The sequence below is a fragment of the Nitrospirota bacterium genome, from assembly GCA_016207885.1.
Taxonomy (GTDB): Bacteria; Nitrospirota; Thermodesulfovibrionia; order UBA6902; family UBA6902; genus JACQZG01.
Genome location: JACQZE010000018.1, coordinates 1 through 18,443, shown reverse-complemented (window position 1 = coordinate 18,443; position 18,443 = coordinate 1). Strand labels below are relative to the sequence as shown.

Genomic DNA, 18,443 nt, shown 5'->3' with positions numbered 1-18,443 from the left:
GAAGAGACAATAATGAACTATGTGAAGAATCAAGGGCGAAATCCAAAAGAGTATGAGAGAATTTATAATAATAAGCAGTTAGTCTTGTTTGAGCAGTAAGTTTTTGATACCTCGTTCAGCTCTGCTGCGAGGTAGTTCATTGTTTATAGAACCTTTTTCAAACTCGGCAACCTCTCTACCGGTTACTTTAGCTAATAAACGATTCATCTCCTTGACATCTTTAGCATTCGCCAAGAGCTCATTATAAAAACAACCTTTTATGAGTCCTAATAAAAAATACGTATCCGTCTTACGAAATTTCTTTATGCTAACAGGGTATGGAAAATGTCTTGAGGATACCCCATCAAGCATTGCGGTGTTAAAATCAACCTTTCTTTCTCCAAAAATATGCCAGCGTTTGACAATACAGTTTTTGTATAAAAGAATTTCTTTGCAACACAGCATATCTATAACTGCCCAACCACCACCAATTAAAGCTATAATTGCCACTAGTTCACAAGCCCAGAATTTGAATCCGATATAGTTGGGAGATAAGTGAAATACGACCCTGAATGACACATAAAGAATAAATATCCATGGAAAAAAGAGTCTCCAGAGAACCCTCCACCATCTGTATTTAAGAACAAACAAAGGTTCTTCGTTTGTCATTGTCATAGTATTACTTACTTCCCCGTAAGCTTCATCGGATCAAGAAGACGGTTTGCATCTTTTTTGTTCAGGATTCCTTTTTCAATAACAACCTGCTTCACGGTCTTGCCTGTGTTGTAAGCCTCTTTGGAAACTGCTGCTGCTGCTTCGTAGCCTATGACAGGATTCAGCGCTGTTGCTATAGCAAGCGTTGCCTCAGCGAGTTCCCTGCACCTCTTTGCATCAGCCTTGATGCCCTTTAAGCACTTATCATTAAAAGCGTTCACGCCGTTTGTCAGTATCTCTATTGAAGTAAGCAGGTTATACGCTATGAGCGGCTTCATCACATTAAGCTCAAGCTGTCCTGCCTGCATGGCAAATGCTATTGTGGTGTCATTGCCCATGACCTGATAGCAGATCATATTAAGCATCTCCGCCATGACAGGGTTCACCTTGCCCGGCATTATGGATGAGCCGGGCTGAACAGCAGGCAATGTGATCTCAGCAAAGCCCGTCCTTGGCCCGGAGCTGAGGAGGCGGATATCATTGGCTAACTTTGTAAGAGTAACTGCTATCCCTCTCAGCGAAGCGCTAACCTCAAGGGCTGCGTTGACATTCTGTATCCCTTCAAAGTTGTTAGCAGGGTTCTTGAACTTTATTCCGGTTATTTTATTTATCTCTCTTACTACAGTCTGCCGGAATTTGGGATGGGCATTTATCCCTGTGCCTACGGCATTGCCCCCGATCGGAATATACAAAAGAGACATTGAGGCGTTCTCTATCCTCTTTATGTCATTGGCAACTGCTTCAGCATAGCCGCTGAACTCCTGTCCGAGCCTGATAGGCACCGCATCCTGCATATGCGTCCTGCCTGCCTTTACGATCCTGTCGAATTCTTTCGACTTCTTTGAGAGTACCAGCTTTAAAGATTTAAGCGCAGGTATGAGGCCTTGCTTCAGAGCCTCATACGATGAAATATACATTGATGTAGGTATGGTGTCATTGGTTGACTGCGCCATATTTACATGGTCATTCGGATGTATCTTGCTGTGGTCGCCCCTTTTGCCTTTAAGTATCTCGACAGCCCTGTTGCAGATGACCTCATTGGCGTTCATGTTCTGTGAGGTGCCTGCACCTGCCTGATAGGTATCAACAACAAAATGAGAATCATGCATGCCTTCAATGACCTCAAGCGCGGCCTTCTCTATGGCGCTTAGCTGATTCTTTTTCAGAAGCCCGAATGAGCCGTTTGTCCTTGCTGCCGCAAGCTTCACTATTCCCTGCGCCCTTATGAATCGCCGCGGAAGCCTGAGCCCGCTTATGGGAAAGTTCTCAACCGCTCTCTGCGTCTGAGCTCCGTAGTATGCTTTATCAGGCAGCTTAACTTCTCCAAGTGTGTCATGTTCGATTCTCAATCTAATGCCCTCGCTTTGTTTGATTTTTAGTAGTTTACCATATCAGAACTTCCATTTATGATTATTTTCTTATCATTGTGATCGAGTCGTGGGCTTCTGTTATCTTTCTTTATTTGACAGTGCGGGAAGACTAAAACTATAATGTCTTAACCATGATATCAACTTACGAAATAGCTTTACGCCTTTTGCTCGGAGCATTTGTCGGAGGCATTATAGGTTTTGAGAGGGAGATGCACGGCAGGGCTGCCGGGTTCAGGACACAGCTTATCGTATGTGTCGCGGCTGTTCTCATAATGATAGTCTCAGAAAACTACTTCTTTCATCTGAAAGACCTCGATCCGAACCTCAGGATAGACCCCGCAAGGATTGCAGCCGGCGCGCTTATGGGCATTGGTTTTCTCGGCTCGGGAGTAATAATAAAGGATGGTTTTGCTATAAGGGGGCTTACAACTGCCGCATCGATCTGGATCGTATCCGCGATAGGGCTTGCCATTGGTGCGGGCCTTTATATCGAAGGGTTAATGACTACCGCAATTACAATTGTTGCACTTGTGGTCTTAAGAGCTGTAGAAAGAAAGATAAATACAGTGATGTTCAGGACGATAACTGTCTCCACAGCCGGGGTGGATATTAATGACGCTGAAGAAAAGATCAGCTCCGTGCTCAAGGATAGCGGATTTCATGTGCACTCTGTTGATTATGAAAAACAGGGCACGACAAGAGGTTATATATTCACATTTCATATCTTAACAAAGCGGAAGGAAGATACAAAGAAGATATTTCAACAGCTTAATTCTATGGGGTTTATAAATACGGTCAGGATAAGAGGATAGTCGCCGCCGGATATTATGAATTCAGCAGCCGGTCAAAAGGATATTTCTTAAGGAACTTAAGGAAGCTCTGCAGCGTGTGTGAAGGCTCCTTGGACTTTTTATAAACAAGGTTAAAATCTCTCTTGAATGCTTCATCCTTAAAACCGCAGGTCTTGATCACGCCGAACTTAACCTCTTTCTTCACGGCCCACTTCGAGATTATTGAAACCCCAAGCCCTTCTTCAACAGCGTTTTTGATAGATGCCGTGCTTCCCATTACAAGGGATATCTTCAGATTCTGCTGGGTTATGCCGTGTGTTGCAAGGTGCTTCTCGATAACCTGCCTTGTGCCTGAACCCTCTTCCCTGAATATCATGGGTTCTTTTGAAAGCTCCATTATGCTTATGCTCAGCCTCTTGGCCCATGGATGAAGTGGAGACATTATCAGTACCATTTCGTCCGGTATAAGCTTCTCGACAATTAGTTTCTGTTTCTTTATCTCGCCCTCGACCAGGGCTATATCGACATTGCCTGTGTTCAGATATTCAATTACATTCCGTGTGTTGCTTATATGTATATGGATTCCGACCTTAGGGTATTTTTTCTTGAACTCGGAAATAACCGACGGCAGGATATAGTTTCCGATTGTGGAACTTGCCCCGACACTTAAAACTCCCTTGACCTGGCCGGTAAGCGCCCCGATCTCCTTCTCAGCATCAGCATACAGGGCGTTTATCTCTGTCGCGTATTTATACAGGATCTCTCCTGCGTTGGTAAGGGTTATTATGCATCCGGAGCGATTGAAGAGCTTTGTGCCGTACATATCCTCCAGCGCCTGTATTTGAAGGCTGACTGCAGGCTGGGTCAGGCGGATTATCTCGGATGCCCTTGAAAAACTTTTTGTTTCTGCAACAGTGCAGAAGACTCTTAATTTGTGATCATCCATAGTTTATATTCAGTATCGAATTATAGCGACAAATTAGTATAGACAATAAAACTATTAGTGTCAATTATCAGGATATGCAAAAAAAACAGTAATAAAAGCTACCGTTTTTTGCTCCCTTCAACAGCGCTTCTTGCGAGCGAGTCAGCCTCTCCGTTCAGTTCCCTCCTGACGTGAGAGATCTCGAACTTATCAAATTCATCTATAAGTTTCATAGCCCTGACCCATAACAGCTTCAGGTTCTCGTTCTTCACCTTATACTCACCCTTTATCTGCTTTACCACCAGCTCGGAGTCCATAAAGACCCGGGCCTTTTTTGTGCCTGACGAAGCTGCTTCTGTCAGTCCCCTGATCAGTGAGGTATACTCTGCAATATTATTGGTTGCTTCCCCTATATATTCTGAGATCCTGAGTTCCTTCTCTTTGCTTCCATGTAAAAGTATCACAACTCCTATCCCTGATTTCCCGGGGTTGCCGCTGCAGGCGCCGTCACAGTATATTTCAGCTCCTGAATATTCTGAGGAATGAACTGCCTGCCTGTTATCGGACTGGTTATTTTGATAGGCATCATCAGACGACTTGCCTGTGCGAAAAAGCGGGGTCATTTATTCTTATGATAAAGGAATCTATGACAATAATAGCAGTTAATGATCTTATGATTTGCCTTTACTTCATTAAAGAGCTGCGGGGGAATATTTGTATTGCACCCAAGGCAGATCTCATTTTCCGTTTCAGCCACTGCCGTTCCGCCAAGCTTCTTTAAAAGGTTCATGTATATCTCATAATTATCCGGATCTATCTTGCTTGTGAACTCGGTCCGCTTTGACTTGTATTCTTCCATGTCTGAAAGGAGTTTCTTCTTTTCATTCTCAATAAGCTGCTCATCTTTTTTACACTCTTCTTTTGCCTTTGCTAACTTCGACTCTTCTTCCTTCAACTCTTTTGTTAAAGCATCCGCACTGACCATGATAGTAAGGATCTCTTCCTCGATCCGCTCTGTTTTTTTCTGAAAGGATTCTATTTCCTTCAGATGGGCCTCATATTCTTTGTTGGTCTTGAGCGCGCCGCTCTTTGCCTTGGACTTGTTAATCGTATCGTGGATCTCCTGAAGCTCACGTTCCTTGTCTTTTCTCTTTTTTACTGTCTCATCACATTTGGCTTTAGAAACGTTATAGGAGGCCTGGGCCTGTTTAAGCAGTAAACTGTCATTTCCTATTTTCTTTGAAAGCTGATCTATTTCATCAGCTAAGGAGATAATGGCGGAGTCAACATCCTGAAGTTTCTTGAGAAGCTCTAATTGTTCATTCAATGCTGCCTCCGAAAAGCAAAGTGGAAAAACAAAGGGAATCAGGTCTGAACATCAATATATTAATTAACATAGTGATTTTATGGTGGGCCCACCAGGACTCGAACCTGGGACCAACCGGTTATGAGCCGGTGGCTCTACCAACTGAGCTATAGGCCCTGATTACCGAAAAGTTAACTATGACATTCTATTATAAACGCAATGAAAAAGTAAACCTTGCCTGTCATGATAACACTCTTGTAATATTATTACACATCACTTAACTATGATGAAGCGATAATGACTGCCACATTGAAGTTTTATATGTTATTGGTCATAATAATTCAATTATGAAATCTGTTTTTGAGAAAGTCACTTCAGAGCTCCATAGGGGAATAAGCACATGCAAATGTGCTCAGTGCGGATGTATGCGCGGCACTTTGGAAGGGCTCAAGTTATCCCTTCCCACACTGAAAGACAAAGAAGCAAAAGAATTGCTCAAGGATGTGAAGCTCATATACAAGGATCTCAAGCCTCTTAAATACTCCTGCTTCGGATGTAAATTTTGCATTCCGGCTGAGGCTATGACATTGCTGACAAAAGAGTTCCCCCGCCTTGCATCATCCACGCTCTTAAGCTGTGAGTTTGAAGTTGGCGATGATTGGCCTACTGTGGATGGTGAATATACAGTCCTTGACAGGTCAGCTCCGGTGGCAGTCACTACGCTTGCAAACCTTAAACTTGAGGAGAAGATAGTAAAGGTCAAGCCGGAAGGGCTGTGCATAATCGGCAAAACAGAGACTGAAAATATAGGCATAGATAAGCTGGTAAAGAATATTATTACAAACCCGGCGATCCGTTATCTCATACTTGCAGGTGAAGAGGCACCTGGACACAAAAGCGGCGTAACCATCATGGCCTTATGGAAAAACGGAGTTGACAAGAATATGCGCGTTATCGATTCTCCCGGAAGGCGGCCTGTGCTTAAGAACCTTAATCATTCTGATGTAAGGGCATTCCGCAGCCAGATAGAGATAGATGACCAGCAGGGGTGCACAAATATAAAAACCCTGATAAAAAGAATAAACGATCTTGCAAAAAAATCAGAGCCGTTATCAGCCGTGTCAAATCCGATTAGCACAGTGATTTCAAGCTGCGGATGCGGCGGCGTATGTCACCCTGAACCTCCAAAGCCTGCATTGATTCCGGTCAAATCGATTTCTAAAACAGAAACTGAAAAGAGGCCCGCAGCCGCAAGGGTCAAGGCTAAAAATCCAAAGTCGGTAAAACTGGACAAGGCCGGGTACTTCGTAATAATGCCTTTCAGGAAGAATAAGGTCATACTGGTTGAACATTACAACTATGAGAATAAACTGCTGAGGGTCATCGAAGGCAAAAACAGCCGTGAGCTTTACTTCACAATAATAGATAACAAGTGGGTATCTGAGCTCAGCCATGCCGCTTATCTCGGGAAAGAGCTTGCAAGGGCAGAACTTTCCATAAAAAACAACACTAAATTTGTACAGGATGGAGCGTAATACAGAGGACTAAAGGCATCAGGCAAAAGGCATAAATTATTTAAGCAATACCTTCTGTCATTCTTAATCCTTAATTTTTCATTCTAAACTTTCAACTTTTACATGTGAAACTATGTCAAAGGTAATTGCGGTATCCAATCAGAAGGGCGGCGTCGGAAAGACAACAACAGCCATTAATATAGCTGCGTCAATGGCTGAGACGGCCGGCAAGAAGGTCCTTCTCATAGATGCCGACCCGCAGGGCAATTCAACAAGCGGCTTCGGGATAGACAGGGATAACCTTAGCGGCAGCCTATATGATATTTACACGGGATCAAGAAGCATCTCAGAAGTTATCTGCCATTCCCAGATTGAAAGGCTCAAGATCATCCCGTCGAATATCGACCTCATAGGCGCTGAACTGGAGCTTTCGGCAAAAGAGGGCAGAGAGGTTATCCTTAAAGATGCCATCGCTATTGCCAGGGGCGATTACGATTTCATACTGATCGACTGCCCGCCATCACTCAGCCTGTTAACGCTTAACGCGCTTGTTGCCGCTGACAGCCTCTTGATCCCTATGCAGTGTGAATACTTCGCGCTGGAAGGCATAGGGGCTTTATACAAGACCTTTAATCTTATAAAGAGCACCTTTAACCCTGATCTGGAGATCGAGGGCATACTTCTTACTATGTTCGATGGAAGAAACTCCCTCGCCCATCAAGTAGCGGATGAATTGAGAAAGCACTTCGGGGACAAGGTGTATAATACCAGGATCCCGAGGAACATAACCCTTGCTGAGGCGCCAAGCCACGGGAAACCCGCAATATTGTATGATATTAACTCCAAGGGAGCTCAAAGCTACCTGGAACTTATAAAGGAGATTGTTCGCGATGAAACCGGCACTGGGTAAAGGGCTCTCATCCCTGATCCCTGCACAGAAGAAGGACAGCGGGATACTTGAGCTTGATATTAACATCATAACTCCTAACGAATACCAGCCCAGAAGGTTCTTTGACGACAGGGCGCTTGATGACCTTGTTGCTTCGATCAGGGAAAAAGGGGTTATTCAGCCGGTTATCGTAAGGCGCATATCTGACAGGGCTTATGAGCTTATAGCAGGTGAAAGAAGATGGCGCGCTTCCAAAAAAGCCGGCCTTGATAAGATACCCGCCATTGTAAAAGAAGCCGCTCCCGCCGAAGCGCTTGAGCTCGCCCTTATTGAGAACATTCAGAGGGAGGATTTGAATCCTCTTGAGACTGCCGAGGCGTTTCAGAGGCTCATCAAAGACTTCAGCCTGACCCATGACGAACTCTCAAAGAAGGTCGGCAAAGACAGGGCTACTGTTACAAACTATCTCAGGATCCTCAAACTTCCTTCAGAGGTAAAGAGATGGATCGCTGAAGGCTCATTAAGCATAGGCCATGCAAAGGCACTGCTTCAGATAGATGACCCTCTGGCGCAGACAGCAGCAGCCAGAAAGATAATCAAGAACGGCCTCAGCGTAAGAGAGGCGGAGGCGTTAGGGAAAAAGACCTCGAACTCACGCCCGAAGCCGAAGGCGTCAAGAGACCCGCAGATAGCCTCGCTTGAGGAGAAGCTCATACAGAGCCTCGGGACAAAGGTGCGCCTTATCCACAAAAGCAAAAAAGGCGGCAGGATCGAGATAGAGTATTATTCTCTTGAAGAACTCGACAGGCTGCTTGAGATACTGACGTAGTTAGATCTACCCCTTCCGTAAGTCGAGTTTGTCATTCCACACTTGATGTGGAATCTATAGACCTTTCCTTGTTTTTTCTTAAATACTGCATGAATACAAAGATACTGCTTAGTGCAAAAACAAGATACTGAAGGTAAGGAAGTATAGAGGTCATATCAAATATTGAAGACATATATGAACCCATATCAGCAGCAGCGATGAATATACCCAACGCCTGAAGAGTTAATATTATAAGGGCTGGTTTTCTTATGATCAGACTTAAAATTATTGCAAATATAAAAGCAACTGCAACTGCAATAATTGTAATCGGCAAAACAATGAAACCAAATAATGTTCCTAAACCCCATTCCCCTCCACCGGAGAGTTCATGAATCCATCCAAGACCAAACATAATGAGTAACAGCAAGACAGGTCCACAGGAAGCAACAAGAAATAGTTTAATAGTAAAATACTCTAAGGCAGCCTTATCTGTTTTTAAAAAATTCTTAGGAAATAATTTTCCTATAAAACTCTCTGACGAATTTCTGTCTGCTTTAATCATTCCTATCCTCCAGTAATTATGAGGGAGCAGGTTCTAAACCTGCTCCCTCACTTATTGAATCTGGATTCCCGCTTGCACGGGAATGACAAAAACTACTTTTTAAGTATCCCGTCGATCGCTGCCTTAAAGTCATCAATAGACCTGCCCTGCATCCTCTTGCCGTTAATAAAGAGTGTCGGAGTGCCGTTTACCTCAGCGGTTCCTGCGAGGTCTATATCCTGCTGTATAAGCTGGTCATATTTATTGCTGCTGAAGTCAGCCATGAACTTCTTTTCATCCAGCCCGAGTTTAGCTGCAAATCCTTGAAAACTGTCATTGGTCATCTTATTGTAGTTCTCAAAGAGCAGGTCGTGCATTTCCCAGAACTTTCCCTGTTCGCCTGCCGCGAGGGCAGCATTGACCGCGTGTCTTGACTGCTTGTGGAATGAGAGCGGGAAATTCTTAAAGACAAGGTTGACACCTTTTGGATAAGCAGCTAAAACCTCTTTTATGGTAGGCTGGAGTTTCGCGCAATACGGGCACTCAAAGTCTGAGAACTCCACAATGGTCACAGCTCCGACTTTATCACCTTTTACAGGTGAAGCTCCGACAGGCAGGTTGTACACCTTGTTGTAATCGACCTGCTGTCTTTGGGGCTGCAGCACGTTCAATATCTTCTTCTGGGTCTCTTCAACAGCCGCCAATCTGGTAAGTATGCTTGCCTGGTCATCTTCAATCTTCTTGATCCTCTCTTTATCAGCACAGCCGATGGTGGATAATAGCGGGATCAGGAGCAGTGCAGATACGACAAAACCTTTCCATCTTTTCATGATTTTCCTCCGTTAATAGATCGATAATTTTAACTAAATCAGACAGTTAAAATTATACCACTACTGTATAATTATTTAATATGTTTACGGAATCAATCAATGAAGGCTTCAGGCTTGCGCGCAGGAATCCTCAGCTGATATATATCAGGATAGCCCTTGTTTTTATCAATGTCGCTATTTTTCTTATTATGGTAGGGATTCCTGCTTTTATCGCAGCCTCAAGGATCGGCATGGATATGGCCCATGCAGGCAGCCTTTTCCATACTTTTCTAAAAGACCCTGTTGAGATACTCTCGAGATATCTCGGATTCTTATTAATTATATTCATCTCTTTTATCATATGCCTGACCTTTATTTCATTACTGCATATCTATGTGCTGAGCGGCACACTCGGGGTGCTGAAAAACTCGGCCATTGTTAAGGGTTACAGGTTCAGCTTTTCATCATTCTTCAAAGAGGCCGGAGAACATATATTCCCTCTGATATGGATGATATGCCTTACTACGACAATCTTTTTTATTATTTTTGCGATCTTCTTCATCCTGAGCTTTATAGGCATGGACATTAGAGATTCCATCTCAGGCCATGGGTTCTTTATTAAAGACTTCATGGCCTCGTTTTTTGTTCTTTTTGTTATAGTTTTCGGCTTGATCTCCTCCGTCGCTTCCATGATATTTATAGTTTACTCTATGGTTGTCGCGGTGGTGGAGACCGGTGGGGTGATGAGTGCGGCTAAAAAGACTTTTGCATTCTTAATCAACAAGCCTTCTGCATTCTTCTTTTTTATTATTCTTATTGCCGGGTTCATCGGGGCAAACGTGATCTTATTATTATTTGCAGCTCCGATGAGCATGCTCTTTCACATGAAATTGTTGACGACTATTTCTGCGGCGGTATTAAATACAATTATTCAGAGCTATTTGGTTGTAGTTATGTGGAGTTCGTTGACCGCTTTTTATATTAAGGCTGTAACGCACGAGGTTTCACAGATCAATTATGATATTTGATAAATCGGGTACTGCAGTTTACCGCATGGCATTCCATTCAGCGCTTGAATATTTCTTTGACTCAAGCTCCTTTCCAGCTTTCAACTCATAATCTGTGGGGCCGTCTGTTATCATCTTTGCATCAAGAACTCTTTCAAATGCCTTTTTCATTCCTCTGACAAGGTTTGTGTAAGATGTTTTATCTGCATATTCATTTATTGAGCCGATACCGCTGAAGTCATCCTTGCTGCTGCGCTTGAGCACCTTCTGAAGTTCTCCTTCATTGAAATCAAGAAGCAGGGAGCCGTGCTGAAGGAATCCATCCTTGTAACGTTTCTGCGCGCTGCCGATGACCTTTTTATTGTCTACAGTTACTTCGCCATATGATACGACTTTGAAGCAGGCAGGGCTCCTCTGGTCAGTTGCTCTCTTTCTTGTGAAGGATATCTCAGCATCAATACCGCAGAGCTTCAATCCTTCGACCAGCGCAGTGCTGATAACTGTGTAGTCATTATGCAATTCACCGTTAAAGAGGAGAGAGCCTTTCTTGGCGGAGAAGCTGTAGGTCAGTTCAGATTCATGCAGGATCGCCCTGCCGCCGGTCAGCCTTCTTACGATTGGATAATTTTTACTTCTGCAATATTCGATGTCAATATCAGACAACTTCTGGAAGTAACCGAGGCTCAGTGTCGGCCTTTCCCATTTATAGATACGCAGGGTAGGGGGAGAGAGATCCTTTCTCACAGCCTCGCATATAGCCTCGTCAAGCGCCATGTTATAGAAGGCGTTATTCGCCTCCTGGATGATAATTCGGGTGAAGTTCATTGTAAACTCTGAGGGCTACTTCTTCAGTATTATCTTGTGCTTTATCAAGGATATCTCTTCGATCTTTCCCTCGAAGAACTTCTGTTCTCCAAAGAGGTTCTTCATGTAGACCTTGCCCTCTTCGAGCCTGATGATGTCTACATTCTCAAGATAGAGCTCTTCCTTGCCGTCCTGATCGATATAAGCGTTTGCTTCACACATCGTTATCCATCTCCTTTATTTTTTCGATTAATTTATCAACAAGATGGGGCAGGGGTTCCTTTACAAAGCCTACTATATCTACCTGCTCCTGGTTTAGCGGTATCAATATCTTCTTCGCTTCGCTGGATGAAATAGCCTCAGCCATCAAAGGGGTAAGCTCTCCTAACATGGCGTTAGGGAGCATGATGCTTATCGGGCCGGTGATCACATCCACCCTGTCAGCGTTCCACAGGATAGCATTCTCGCCGCTTGCGCCCCTGTCAGCGCCTGCCTTCATCATGCCGGTCGTTGCGGCAGAGTTGGTGCCAAGAACAGTGATATCGATTGAATCCTTGAATTCAGCCCTCAGCCTCTTTACGATAAGGCTTCCTATCCCCCCGCCCTGTCCGTCTATAACAGCGATCTTCAGCATCTGAAAAGTATAAGTGAAATGTAGCGAGGCAGTCAATTTATGAGCTGACTATCGTCAAGGGATTATTAACCTGATATAATAATACGAAAGATTACGGGTTATCCTGATAACTCTAAGGAGATTTTAAAATGCCGATGGAAATCACCGTTCTAATAATTATACTCATAGCCTACTTTGTAATAAAACCTCTCATCATTAATGACCTGAACGTGGAAAAGGCGCGGAAGATGATAGATGAGGGCGCTGTTATTATTGATGTGAGGAGCGAGAAGGAATATGAGACATCTCATCTCGATGGTACAGTCCTCATCCCTTTGCCTGAGCTTAAGGACAGGATAGGCAAGACGGTGGCTGATAAGGGGAAGGTTGTACTGCTTCATTGCCGCAGCGGCAGCCGTTCCTTTGCGGGCAAGAGGTTGCTTAAAAGTATGGGCTACAACAATGTTTACAACCTCGGTTCTTTCAAAAGGGCAAAGAGGATGATAAGCTGAGAACTTTCTGTTTAAGCGCTTTCAAGAAACTTGGAAGTCATAAGCCGCTTGCTCAAAAGATAGGTTATATGCCTGTCTATAAGTTCTGAAAGTTCTGAAAGCACTTCCTGCTGCGGTTTCAGTCTGCCAAGGGTATTTACAGGCCACTCGATACAGTGAGTGTAGAATATTGATGTCTTGCCGCTTATCCTGATGGGCGGCTCTTTTGTCAGGTTCGGAGAGCATTTATTACATAGGACAGAGCCTGCGTGCGGGAAGAATACCTGCCCCTTCTCGCCGCATCTTCCACAGCTATTGAGCTTTGGAGCATAGCCTGCCATAACAAGCAGCCGTATCTGAATGATCAGATGAAACATATCTTTAGGCTTTTCACTCGGAGACTTCAGAAACTTCAGGGCATCAAGAAAAAAAGGGAATGCCTTTCTGCTTGGTATATCAGACGGTGTAAGCGAGATAAGTATCTCAGCCAGTTTAGAGATATTCACAAAGTCCTGATAGTTTTCCCTGAGGCTGTGGAATGAGTCGATGATATCAGATTGTGTGACTTTGAGCATAGACTGCTCTTTGCCCCATAGGGATATCCTGGAATAAGTTAAAGGCTCAAGGCTGCTCCCGAACCTGCTCTTTGTCTTTCTTGGGCTTTTGGCAAATGTGCTTATGATGCCTTTGGAAGGGGTGAGAAAGGTTACTATCAGGTCGGCTTCACCGTATTTCTGTGTCTTAAGAACGATTCCTTCGGTTTTTGTCAGCACATTAATTAGTTAGTATCGGATGGTCACATTATATTCCCGAAGTCTTCAGGCTTCAGGTTCTTCAGCCAGTCTTCAAGCTCGTCGCTGCTCTTGAATTCGATAACGCTTTCATCTACGAAAATAGGTGCGTTTGTTCTTGTGGCTACGGCGATCGCATCACTCGGCCTTGAATCTATACGGATCAGATTACCTCCGCCTTTGTCTATATATATTCCTGCGTAATAGGTGTTATCAACTATGTCAGAGATCACCACCTTTGTGATCTTCATCTGAAGGCCTGAGATAACATTTTTTATGAGGTCATGTGTAAGCGGCCTGGGGGTGGAGATATTTCCGAGGGAGAGGGCGATGGAGTCGGCTTCGGATTTGCCTATCCATATCGGAAGAGTATCATGACCGTCTATCTCCTTGAGGATCAATATATACATATTGCTCCTGGGATCAAAGAGCAGGCCCTCTATCTTCATCTGCTTGGTCACTTTAGTTTCCCGCATATAACTTCTGAGATTTCTGATTCATCACTTATTCAAGCTGCTTGAGTGCGTTCTCTATCCTGTCAAGCCCTTTTTCGATATTTGCCATTGATGTGGCGTATGAAAGCCTGATATACCTGTCATCGCCGAAGGCAACGCCCGGCACTACAGCGACATTAAATTTTTCAAGTAAATAATCAGAGAGTTCAAGTGAAGAGTTAATGGCGTTGCCGTTAAATTTCTTTCCATAGTAAGATGACACATTCGGGAATGCGTAAAATGCTCCGAGAGGCCTTGCGCATGTCACGCCTTTCATATTTTCAAAACGCCCGATCATATACTTTCTTCTCTTATCAAATTCAGCTAACATCGTCGGCAGGAAATCCTGAGGGCCGTTAAGCGCTTCGACAGCCGCCTTCTGCGCGATCGAGGTCGGGTTTGATGTGGACTGGCTCTGTATATTTGTCATCGCTTTTATAACATCCTTATCTCCGGCTGCAAATCCTATGCGCCAGCCTGTCATGGAGTGTGACTTGGAGAGGCCGTTAACAACAATAGTCCTCTTCTTTATTTCATCTCCGAGCGATGCGATGCTTATATGTTTATACCCGTCGTAGGTAAGCTTTTCATATATCTCGTCGGATATGATATAAAAGTCGTGTTTAACAGCCATCTCTGCAATAGCTTCAAGGCTCTTTTTGTCATAGGCCAGCCCGGTAGGGTTTGAAGGGCTGTTGAGGATAAGCGCCTTTGTCTTTTTGGTAAGTTTTGCTTCAAGCATTTCCGGGGTTACGATGAAGGAATTTTTCTCATCTGTCATCACGTGTACAGGAACGGCATCATTCAGTATCGCCTGGTCAGGATATGAGACCCAGTAAGGGGCGGGAATGATTATCTCATCGCCGGGATTAAATAATGCTTCAGCGATATTATAGAGGCTGTGCTTGGCTCCGCATGAAACTATTATCTCATCCTTCTTGTAGCTCAGGCCGTTGTCTCTGCTGAACTTTTCAATTATTGCTTCCTTAAGTTCGTCAATGCCTCCGACCGGAGTGTATTTTGTGAAGCCATTATTAATGGCCTTGATGGCGGCGTCTTTAATGTTTTGAGGCGTATCAAAGTCCGGTTCCCCTGCGCCGAATCCGACTATATCAACACCGGATGCCTTGAGCGCCTTTGCCTTGGCGTCTACGGCAAGTGTGGGTGAAGGCTTGATCATTTGCGCTCTGTTAGAAGGCTTCATCTTTTCTCTCCTGTTTTAATACTTTTTAGTATATCTTCCGGTGTTGCAACCGTTGTTCCCACTTCGCCGACCACGGCGCCTGCGGCATGATTGGCATATATAGCTGATTCCTTCAGCTTTAGCCCTGCAGCGCGGCAGAGGGTCAGCGTTGCTATGACCGTGTCTCCGGCTCCTGTCACATCAAAGACCTCACGTGCAAATGTCGGGATATGTGTAATATCGCCGTTCTTTTCAAAGAGCGTCATGCCCTGATCTCCCCTGGTGATAAGCACCGCATCGCTCTGAAGTTTTTTCATAAGGGCATTGCCTGCTTCGAGCAGCGTCTCTTCGTCTTTTATATCCACGCCTGATCCGAAGGATGCTTCATTGAGGTTCGGCGTGATGATGCTTACACCTTTGTAATAATTAAAATGGCCTACCTTTGGATCTGCCGCTATAAAGACCTTCGATTTCGTGATCGAGATAATTTCCTGGATAAGATGTTTTGTTATTACTCCCTTGCAGTAATCAGAGATGATGACGCCCTTGATATGCGGCAGGCATTCTTTTACATATCCGAGTATGGATGATGTCAATGCACTGCTGATGCCTGACTTGGACTCTCTGTCAAAACGCACTACCTGTTGGTTATGTGCAATGATCCTCGTCTTTACCGTTGTCGGCCTGTCCTTATCGACGAGTATGCCGTCAGTGTTGATGCCGTTCTTGTTTAACTCGCGCGTGAGTATCTTTCCGGTATCATCATCACCTATAACGCCTGCGATAAATACCCTGCCTCCAAGAGAGGTGATATTGCGGGCAACATTCGCTGCGCCGCCCAGAGTGAGGTTCTCATTTGATACCTCCACAACAGGCACAGGCGCCTCAGGAGAGATCCTTTTGACAGTGCCCCATATATACTGGTCAACCATCAGATCGCCGATGATAAGTATGCCGGTATTCTTGAATTTTCTAAAAAGGTTTTTCATAAGTAATATGAAAATTTAGCATGTTGGCTCTCTATTTATCAACTTTTGGAGGCAAAGCTACTGGATAAATTTTCATATGGCAGGTGTTATCTTCGGAGTGTACTTCACAGTGGTGTCTTTAGAGAGGTCGAGGGGCGATTTGAGTGAGGACTGCTTTTCAGACATCTCTAATGCGAATCTTGTTAACGGTTATTACAATGAATTTCCCATAAAGCGAAGCCCCATGTTCGTTAAGCACTTTGATCAATGAATCAATGATACCGCAAGGATGTCTTCTTTTTTCAGATGCGGATATCCCTGAAGTATTTCATCGGTAGACATGCCCTCTGAAAGCTTCTTCAAAATGAGTTCGACTGTTATCCTCGTGCCTTTTATTACCGGTTTGCCAAGCAAAATCTTCTGGTCTGATACTATCCTGTCTGTGTAGGTCATAGGGTGGCGCCTCCTTTCGCTTTGTTTTATTTTACCATATAGTAATTATAGCATCCGGTATTTCTTTATCTCCTTCACTGTGTTTATGATCTCGTCAATCGCGTTTGGGTCTTTCAGGTCAAAGTAAGATACAAAGATATTCTGCGGCTCTCTCATGTTATGGACTTCTTTTCCGATATCGATTTATTGCGCTTCACAAGCAGGGGGATGGTTTGTGGTGAGGAAGTATGAAGAACTGCTCTGATGCCTTTAGTTTTCCAGTTCTTCGATATACTCTCTTGCTAACTCCACAACTATCCTTGCATTCTTAGTATCTCTGCTGTATTTACAGCCTGTTAAGTATTAAATTGATAGATTTCAAGAAAATTGTTAACCCGGTAATCATTTGAGTATTCTTTTAAAATTCTGAATTCATTATTATTTAAAAACTTTGTGAGTTCAACGAGGTCATCAAAAATCCTGTAATGATAGCCTTCATAGTTGTAAACATAAACAATCTTCTGACGAGAACTATTGCTTAAGTCAGTTAATAAAACTGTTTCTATTGTTCTATTTGAACGTAGATACCTCTCTTCAATTTGTTCAACGCTGTTCATTTATTTTTTCAAATATTTCTTTGTAATGATAATCTAAAAATTCTTTTGATGGTAAAAATCTGTCAGGTAAAATGATAGATTGATTATTGTATTTAAAAAACAAATCCTTTACGGCATCATCTTTTTTAAAATCATCAAGATATTTTGATAATTTAATTTTGTATGCAGGAGTAACTGTTAATAACCCTTTATCAAATGCTTTATCGTGAATTGTATTCAAACATAAACCATTATGAGGGTTTAATCTGTTTTTTTCATCTTTTGACCAAGGAATAATATGACTTGCTACCAAGAGATTAGAAATACTTAATCCCGTGATACAACATTTTTGATTATAAGATGACAGAATTGAACTTCTAAAGAAATTTTGATTTACTCTTGCTTTAATGATTGCTTCTCTTTCTTTTCCCTTTGGTAATTCGGTTGCTTCAATGTGTGCAGTTTCTTCAATTGTCTTTTTACTGAATTTTGCGATCAGCAGTTCACTTTCGTAAGCAAGTTTTTCCCAGTTATTATTGAACTCATTCCAGATATCTTCATCCAACTTGCTTGTATTTCCTAACCCAACAATTCCTCGCTTTTTTAATTCAGGATCAAAACTCCCGAAGTTGCCGATTTTCATTTTTACTGAGTTGGCACTTCTTCCAATAATATTTGCAAAACGAACTATATCAGGATGAGTAGAACTAACTCTATTAAATGGAATTTTGCAATAAAGGTTAAATACGACTATTGTCTGCTCTCGTGTCCATTTAACAATCGGCATATTAATTCATGTTCCGCTTATTGTATTCAGTATAGGTGTGTCCTATTATACTCAAGCCATACAAAAGTTGAAACAGAAAAATAGGGAAGCTTACGCGGTTATGGCTAAATGGTGTGGATTATTCTTCTTTCCCGAATCCTATGATCTTTTTTGCATTTTTAGGCGGAGTGGCTATTAGCTGGCGTATGGCGTCAAATACTGCCCTGAACTGTGCATCATATTTCTTTTCCATGTAATCTATCTTTTTTGTGAGTTCTTTGTGAGGGGATAGAACCAATCTTAGCCTGACAAAAGACCTAACGACCTGAACACTTGCCTCAATAGCAGTTCGGCTGTTTAATACATTAGCCAGCATTATGGCGCCGTGTTCTGTAAATGCATATGGTAAGGTTGGAGAATATTTGAGTTTTTCAAGGTGGTCGCAAATTGCGACTACCTCATCTTTTTCATCTTTCGTTAACTGGAACATAAAATCATGCGGAAAGCGGTCTTTGAAGTTCCCCCGAAACAGCGTACACACCGAAAGGTTAGGTAAAATATAAACCTTAGAACCTTAGGAGGTGTGAGATGGGAGAGAGAAAAGGGAACAGGAAATACGACAAGCAGTTCAAGGAAGAAGCAGTAAGACTTG

The 18,443-nt window shown here is 43.2% G+C and carries 23 protein-coding genes and 1 tRNA gene; 6 read left to right on the top strand and 18 right to left on the bottom strand.

Translation table 11 applies throughout. From position 1 onward, the window contains the following. Nucleotides 1-78: 78 nt before the first annotated feature. Both HY807_09395 and HY807_09390 read right to left on the bottom strand, forming a co-directional pair. Nucleotides 79-489, bottom strand: a complete 411-nt coding sequence (locus HY807_09395) for a hypothetical protein (protein ID MBI4826615.1) — start codon at nucleotides 487-489, stop codon at nucleotides 79-81. A 173-nt stretch (nucleotides 490-662) separates the two neighbouring features. Beyond that, complete coding sequence (locus tag HY807_09390; GenBank protein ID MBI4826614.1) at nucleotides 663-2,048, bottom strand: class II fumarate hydratase; 1,386 nt, start codon at nucleotides 2,046-2,048, stop codon at nucleotides 663-665. Nucleotides 2,049-2,194: 146 nt separating this feature from the next. On the opposite strand from HY807_09390, the gene HY807_09385 reads away from it, so the two are divergent. Beyond that, complete coding sequence (locus tag HY807_09385) at nucleotides 2,195-2,875, top strand: MgtC/SapB family protein (protein ID MBI4826613.1); 681 nt, start codon at nucleotides 2,195-2,197, stop codon at nucleotides 2,873-2,875. A 13-nt stretch (nucleotides 2,876-2,888) separates the two neighbouring features. Here HY807_09385 and HY807_09380 read toward each other — a convergent pair whose 3' ends face one another. The 4 genes from HY807_09380 to HY807_09365 all read right to left on the bottom strand — a co-directional run bounded on the left by HY807_09380 (nucleotide 2,889) and on the right by HY807_09365 (nucleotide 5,262). Further along, nucleotides 2,889-3,800, bottom strand: coding sequence for a LysR family transcriptional regulator (locus tag HY807_09380; GenBank protein MBI4826612.1), 912 nt, complete (start codon nucleotides 3,798-3,800; stop codon nucleotides 2,889-2,891). Between the two features lie 98 nt (nucleotides 3,801-3,898). Further along, nucleotides 3,899-4,402 carry a ribonuclease HI family protein gene (locus HY807_09375; protein ID MBI4826611.1) on the bottom strand — a complete coding sequence of 168 codons (504 nt, stop codon included), beginning with the start codon at nucleotides 4,400-4,402 and terminating at the stop codon, nucleotides 3,899-3,901. Further along, a complete protein-coding gene (locus tag HY807_09370) occupies nucleotides 4,399-5,106 on the bottom strand; it encodes a hypothetical protein (protein ID MBI4826610.1) in 708 nt (235 codons plus the stop codon). Before HY807_09370 ends, HY807_09375 begins: the two co-directional genes overlap by 4 nt. An 80-nt stretch (nucleotides 5,107-5,186) precedes the next feature. Beyond that, nucleotides 5,187-5,262: transfer RNA gene (locus HY807_09365), tRNA-Ile, on the bottom strand. Nucleotides 5,263-5,510: 248 nt separating this feature from the next. Here HY807_09365 and HY807_09360 point away from each other — a divergent pair. The 3 genes from HY807_09360 (at nucleotide 5,511) to HY807_09350 (ending at nucleotide 8,317) form a co-directional block, all read left to right on the top strand. Further along, entirely contained in the window at nucleotides 5,511-6,620 is a 1,110-nt protein-coding gene (locus HY807_09360) for a DUF4346 domain-containing protein (protein MBI4826609.1), read from the top strand. A 112-nt stretch (nucleotides 6,621-6,732) separates the two neighbouring features. Continuing rightward, a complete protein-coding gene (locus tag HY807_09355) occupies nucleotides 6,733-7,509 on the top strand; it encodes a ParA family protein (protein MBI4826608.1) in 777 nt (258 codons plus the stop codon). Further along, nucleotides 7,490-8,317 carry a ParB/RepB/Spo0J family partition protein gene (locus HY807_09350; GenBank protein ID MBI4826607.1) on the top strand — a complete coding sequence of 276 codons (828 nt, stop codon included), beginning with the start codon at nucleotides 7,490-7,492 and terminating at the stop codon, nucleotides 8,315-8,317. Before HY807_09355 ends, HY807_09350 begins: the two co-directional genes overlap by 20 nt. Nucleotides 8,318-8,348: 31 nt before the next feature. Here the strand turns inward: HY807_09350 and HY807_09345 are convergent, their stop codons facing one another. Together HY807_09345 and HY807_09340 are read right to left on the bottom strand one after the other, a co-directional pair. Next, nucleotides 8,349-8,858 carry a hypothetical protein gene (locus HY807_09345; GenBank protein ID MBI4826606.1) on the bottom strand — a complete coding sequence of 170 codons (510 nt, stop codon included), beginning with the start codon at nucleotides 8,856-8,858 and terminating at the stop codon, nucleotides 8,349-8,351. 92 nt (nucleotides 8,859-8,950) lie between these two features. After that, nucleotides 8,951-9,667 carry a thioredoxin domain-containing protein gene (locus HY807_09340; GenBank protein MBI4826605.1) on the bottom strand — a complete coding sequence of 239 codons (717 nt, stop codon included), beginning with the start codon at nucleotides 9,665-9,667 and terminating at the stop codon, nucleotides 8,951-8,953. An 80-nt stretch (nucleotides 9,668-9,747) separates the two neighbouring features. Here HY807_09340 and HY807_09335 point away from each other — a divergent pair, with 80 nt between their 5' ends. Continuing rightward, the gene (locus tag HY807_09335) at nucleotides 9,748-10,674 is read left to right on the top strand and encodes a hypothetical protein (GenBank protein ID MBI4826604.1); all 927 of its coding nucleotides are present in this window, start codon (nucleotides 9,748-9,750) and stop codon (nucleotides 10,672-10,674) included. Between the two features lie 18 nt (nucleotides 10,675-10,692). On the opposite strand, the gene HY807_09330 is transcribed toward HY807_09335, so the two are convergent. From HY807_09330 to HY807_09320, 3 genes are read right to left on the bottom strand one after another with little or no spacing between them, the layout of a single operon-like run. Continuing rightward, complete coding sequence (locus HY807_09330; protein ID MBI4826603.1) at nucleotides 10,693-11,478, bottom strand: lipoate--protein ligase family protein; 786 nt, start codon at nucleotides 11,476-11,478, stop codon at nucleotides 10,693-10,695. 15 nt (nucleotides 11,479-11,493) lie between these two features. Further along, nucleotides 11,494-11,679, bottom strand: a complete 186-nt coding sequence (locus HY807_09325) for a CooT family nickel-binding protein (GenBank protein ID MBI4826602.1) — start codon at nucleotides 11,677-11,679, stop codon at nucleotides 11,494-11,496. Next, nucleotides 11,672-12,088 carry a DUF3842 family protein gene (locus tag HY807_09320; protein MBI4826601.1) on the bottom strand — a complete coding sequence of 139 codons (417 nt, stop codon included), beginning with the start codon at nucleotides 12,086-12,088 and terminating at the stop codon, nucleotides 11,672-11,674. The genes HY807_09325 and HY807_09320 overlap by 8 nt, the downstream gene beginning before the upstream one ends. A gap of 131 nt (nucleotides 12,089-12,219) precedes the next feature. Between HY807_09320 and HY807_09315 the strand changes: the two genes are divergently transcribed. Then, nucleotides 12,220-12,582, top strand: coding sequence for a rhodanese-like domain-containing protein (locus tag HY807_09315; protein ID MBI4826600.1), 363 nt, complete (start codon nucleotides 12,220-12,222; stop codon nucleotides 12,580-12,582). Nucleotides 12,583-12,593: 11 nt separating this feature from the next. Here the strand turns inward: HY807_09315 and recO are convergent, their stop codons facing one another. The 7 genes from recO to HY807_09280 all read right to left on the bottom strand — a co-directional run bounded on the left by recO (nucleotide 12,594) and on the right by HY807_09280 (nucleotide 18,281). After that, nucleotides 12,594-13,334 (bottom strand): DNA repair protein RecO, encoded by a 741-nt coding sequence (gene recO, locus HY807_09310; GenBank protein ID MBI4826599.1) that lies wholly within the window; start codon nucleotides 13,332-13,334, stop codon nucleotides 12,594-12,596. A 23-nt stretch (nucleotides 13,335-13,357) separates the two neighbouring features. After that, nucleotides 13,358-13,813: a bifunctional nuclease family protein gene (locus tag HY807_09305; GenBank protein MBI4826598.1), complete on the bottom strand. Its 456-nt coding sequence runs from the start codon at nucleotides 13,811-13,813 to the stop codon at nucleotides 13,358-13,360. A gap of 43 nt (nucleotides 13,814-13,856) precedes the next feature. Continuing rightward, nucleotides 13,857-15,050: a pyridoxal phosphate-dependent aminotransferase gene (locus HY807_09300; GenBank protein ID MBI4826597.1), complete on the bottom strand. Its 1,194-nt coding sequence runs from the start codon at nucleotides 15,048-15,050 to the stop codon at nucleotides 13,857-13,859. Continuing rightward, nucleotides 15,047-16,018 carry a D-glycero-beta-D-manno-heptose-7-phosphate kinase gene (gene rfaE1 / locus HY807_09295; protein MBI4826596.1) on the bottom strand — a complete coding sequence of 324 codons (972 nt, stop codon included), beginning with the start codon at nucleotides 16,016-16,018 and terminating at the stop codon, nucleotides 15,047-15,049. Before rfaE1 ends, HY807_09300 begins: the two co-directional genes overlap by 4 nt. Before the next feature lie 243 nt (nucleotides 16,019-16,261). Continuing rightward, nucleotides 16,262-16,450 (bottom strand): DUF433 domain-containing protein, encoded by a 189-nt coding sequence (locus tag HY807_09290; protein MBI4826595.1) that lies wholly within the window; start codon nucleotides 16,448-16,450, stop codon nucleotides 16,262-16,264. Between the two features lie 582 nt (nucleotides 16,451-17,032). Further along, nucleotides 17,033-17,812 carry an HNH endonuclease gene (locus tag HY807_09285; GenBank protein ID MBI4826594.1) on the bottom strand — a complete coding sequence of 260 codons (780 nt, stop codon included), beginning with the start codon at nucleotides 17,810-17,812 and terminating at the stop codon, nucleotides 17,033-17,035. Between the two features lie 118 nt (nucleotides 17,813-17,930). After that, complete coding sequence (locus HY807_09280; protein ID MBI4826593.1) at nucleotides 17,931-18,281, bottom strand: hypothetical protein; 351 nt, start codon at nucleotides 18,279-18,281, stop codon at nucleotides 17,931-17,933. Nucleotides 18,282-18,443 lie beyond the last annotated feature (162 nt).

What these genes read in the sequence shown, in the direction of transcription:
- HY807_09300 (MBI4826597.1), bottom strand. Translation starts at nt 15,050, where the DNA reads ATGAAGCCTTCTAACAGAGCGCAAATGATCAAGCCTTCACCCACACTT.
- HY807_09385 (MBI4826613.1), top strand. Translation starts at nt 2,195, where the DNA reads ATGATATCAACTTACGAAATAGCTTTACGCCTTTTGCTCGGAGCATTT.
- HY807_09350 (MBI4826607.1), top strand. Translation starts at nt 7,490, where the DNA reads ATGAAACCGGCACTGGGTAAAGGGCTCTCATCCCTGATCCCTGCACAG.
- rfaE1 (MBI4826596.1), bottom strand. Translation starts at nt 16,018, where the DNA reads ATGAAAAACCTTTTTAGAAAATTCAAGAATACCGGCATACTTATCATC.
- HY807_09280 (MBI4826593.1), bottom strand. Translation starts at nt 18,281, where the DNA reads ATGTTCCAGTTAACGAAAGATGAAAAAGATGAGGTAGTCGCAATTTGC.
- HY807_09290 (MBI4826595.1), bottom strand. Translation starts at nt 16,450, where the DNA reads ATGACCTACACAGACAGGATAGTATCAGACCAGAAGATTTTGCTTGGC.
- HY807_09335 (MBI4826604.1), top strand. Translation starts at nt 9,748, where the DNA reads ATGTTTACGGAATCAATCAATGAAGGCTTCAGGCTTGCGCGCAGGAAT.
- HY807_09315 (MBI4826600.1), top strand. Translation starts at nt 12,220, where the DNA reads ATGCCGATGGAAATCACCGTTCTAATAATTATACTCATAGCCTACTTT.
- HY807_09340 (MBI4826605.1), bottom strand. Translation starts at nt 9,667, where the DNA reads ATGAAAAGATGGAAAGGTTTTGTCGTATCTGCACTGCTCCTGATCCCG.
- HY807_09360 (MBI4826609.1), top strand. Translation starts at nt 5,511, where the DNA reads ATGCGCGGCACTTTGGAAGGGCTCAAGTTATCCCTTCCCACACTGAAA.
- HY807_09325 (MBI4826602.1), bottom strand. Translation starts at nt 11,679, where the DNA reads ATGTGTGAAGCAAACGCTTATATCGATCAGGACGGCAAGGAAGAGCTC.
- HY807_09285 (MBI4826594.1), bottom strand. Translation starts at nt 17,812, where the DNA reads ATGCCGATTGTTAAATGGACACGAGAGCAGACAATAGTCGTATTTAAC.
- HY807_09380 (MBI4826612.1), bottom strand. Translation starts at nt 3,800, where the DNA reads ATGGATGATCACAAATTAAGAGTCTTCTGCACTGTTGCAGAAACAAAA.
- HY807_09345 (MBI4826606.1), bottom strand. Translation starts at nt 8,858, where the DNA reads ATGATTAAAGCAGACAGAAATTCGTCAGAGAGTTTTATAGGAAAATTA.
- HY807_09375 (MBI4826611.1), bottom strand. Translation starts at nt 4,402, where the DNA reads ATGACCCCGCTTTTTCGCACAGGCAAGTCGTCTGATGATGCCTATCAA.
- HY807_09330 (MBI4826603.1), bottom strand. Translation starts at nt 11,478, where the DNA reads ATGAACTTCACCCGAATTATCATCCAGGAGGCGAATAACGCCTTCTAT.
- HY807_09355 (MBI4826608.1), top strand. Translation starts at nt 6,733, where the DNA reads ATGTCAAAGGTAATTGCGGTATCCAATCAGAAGGGCGGCGTCGGAAAG.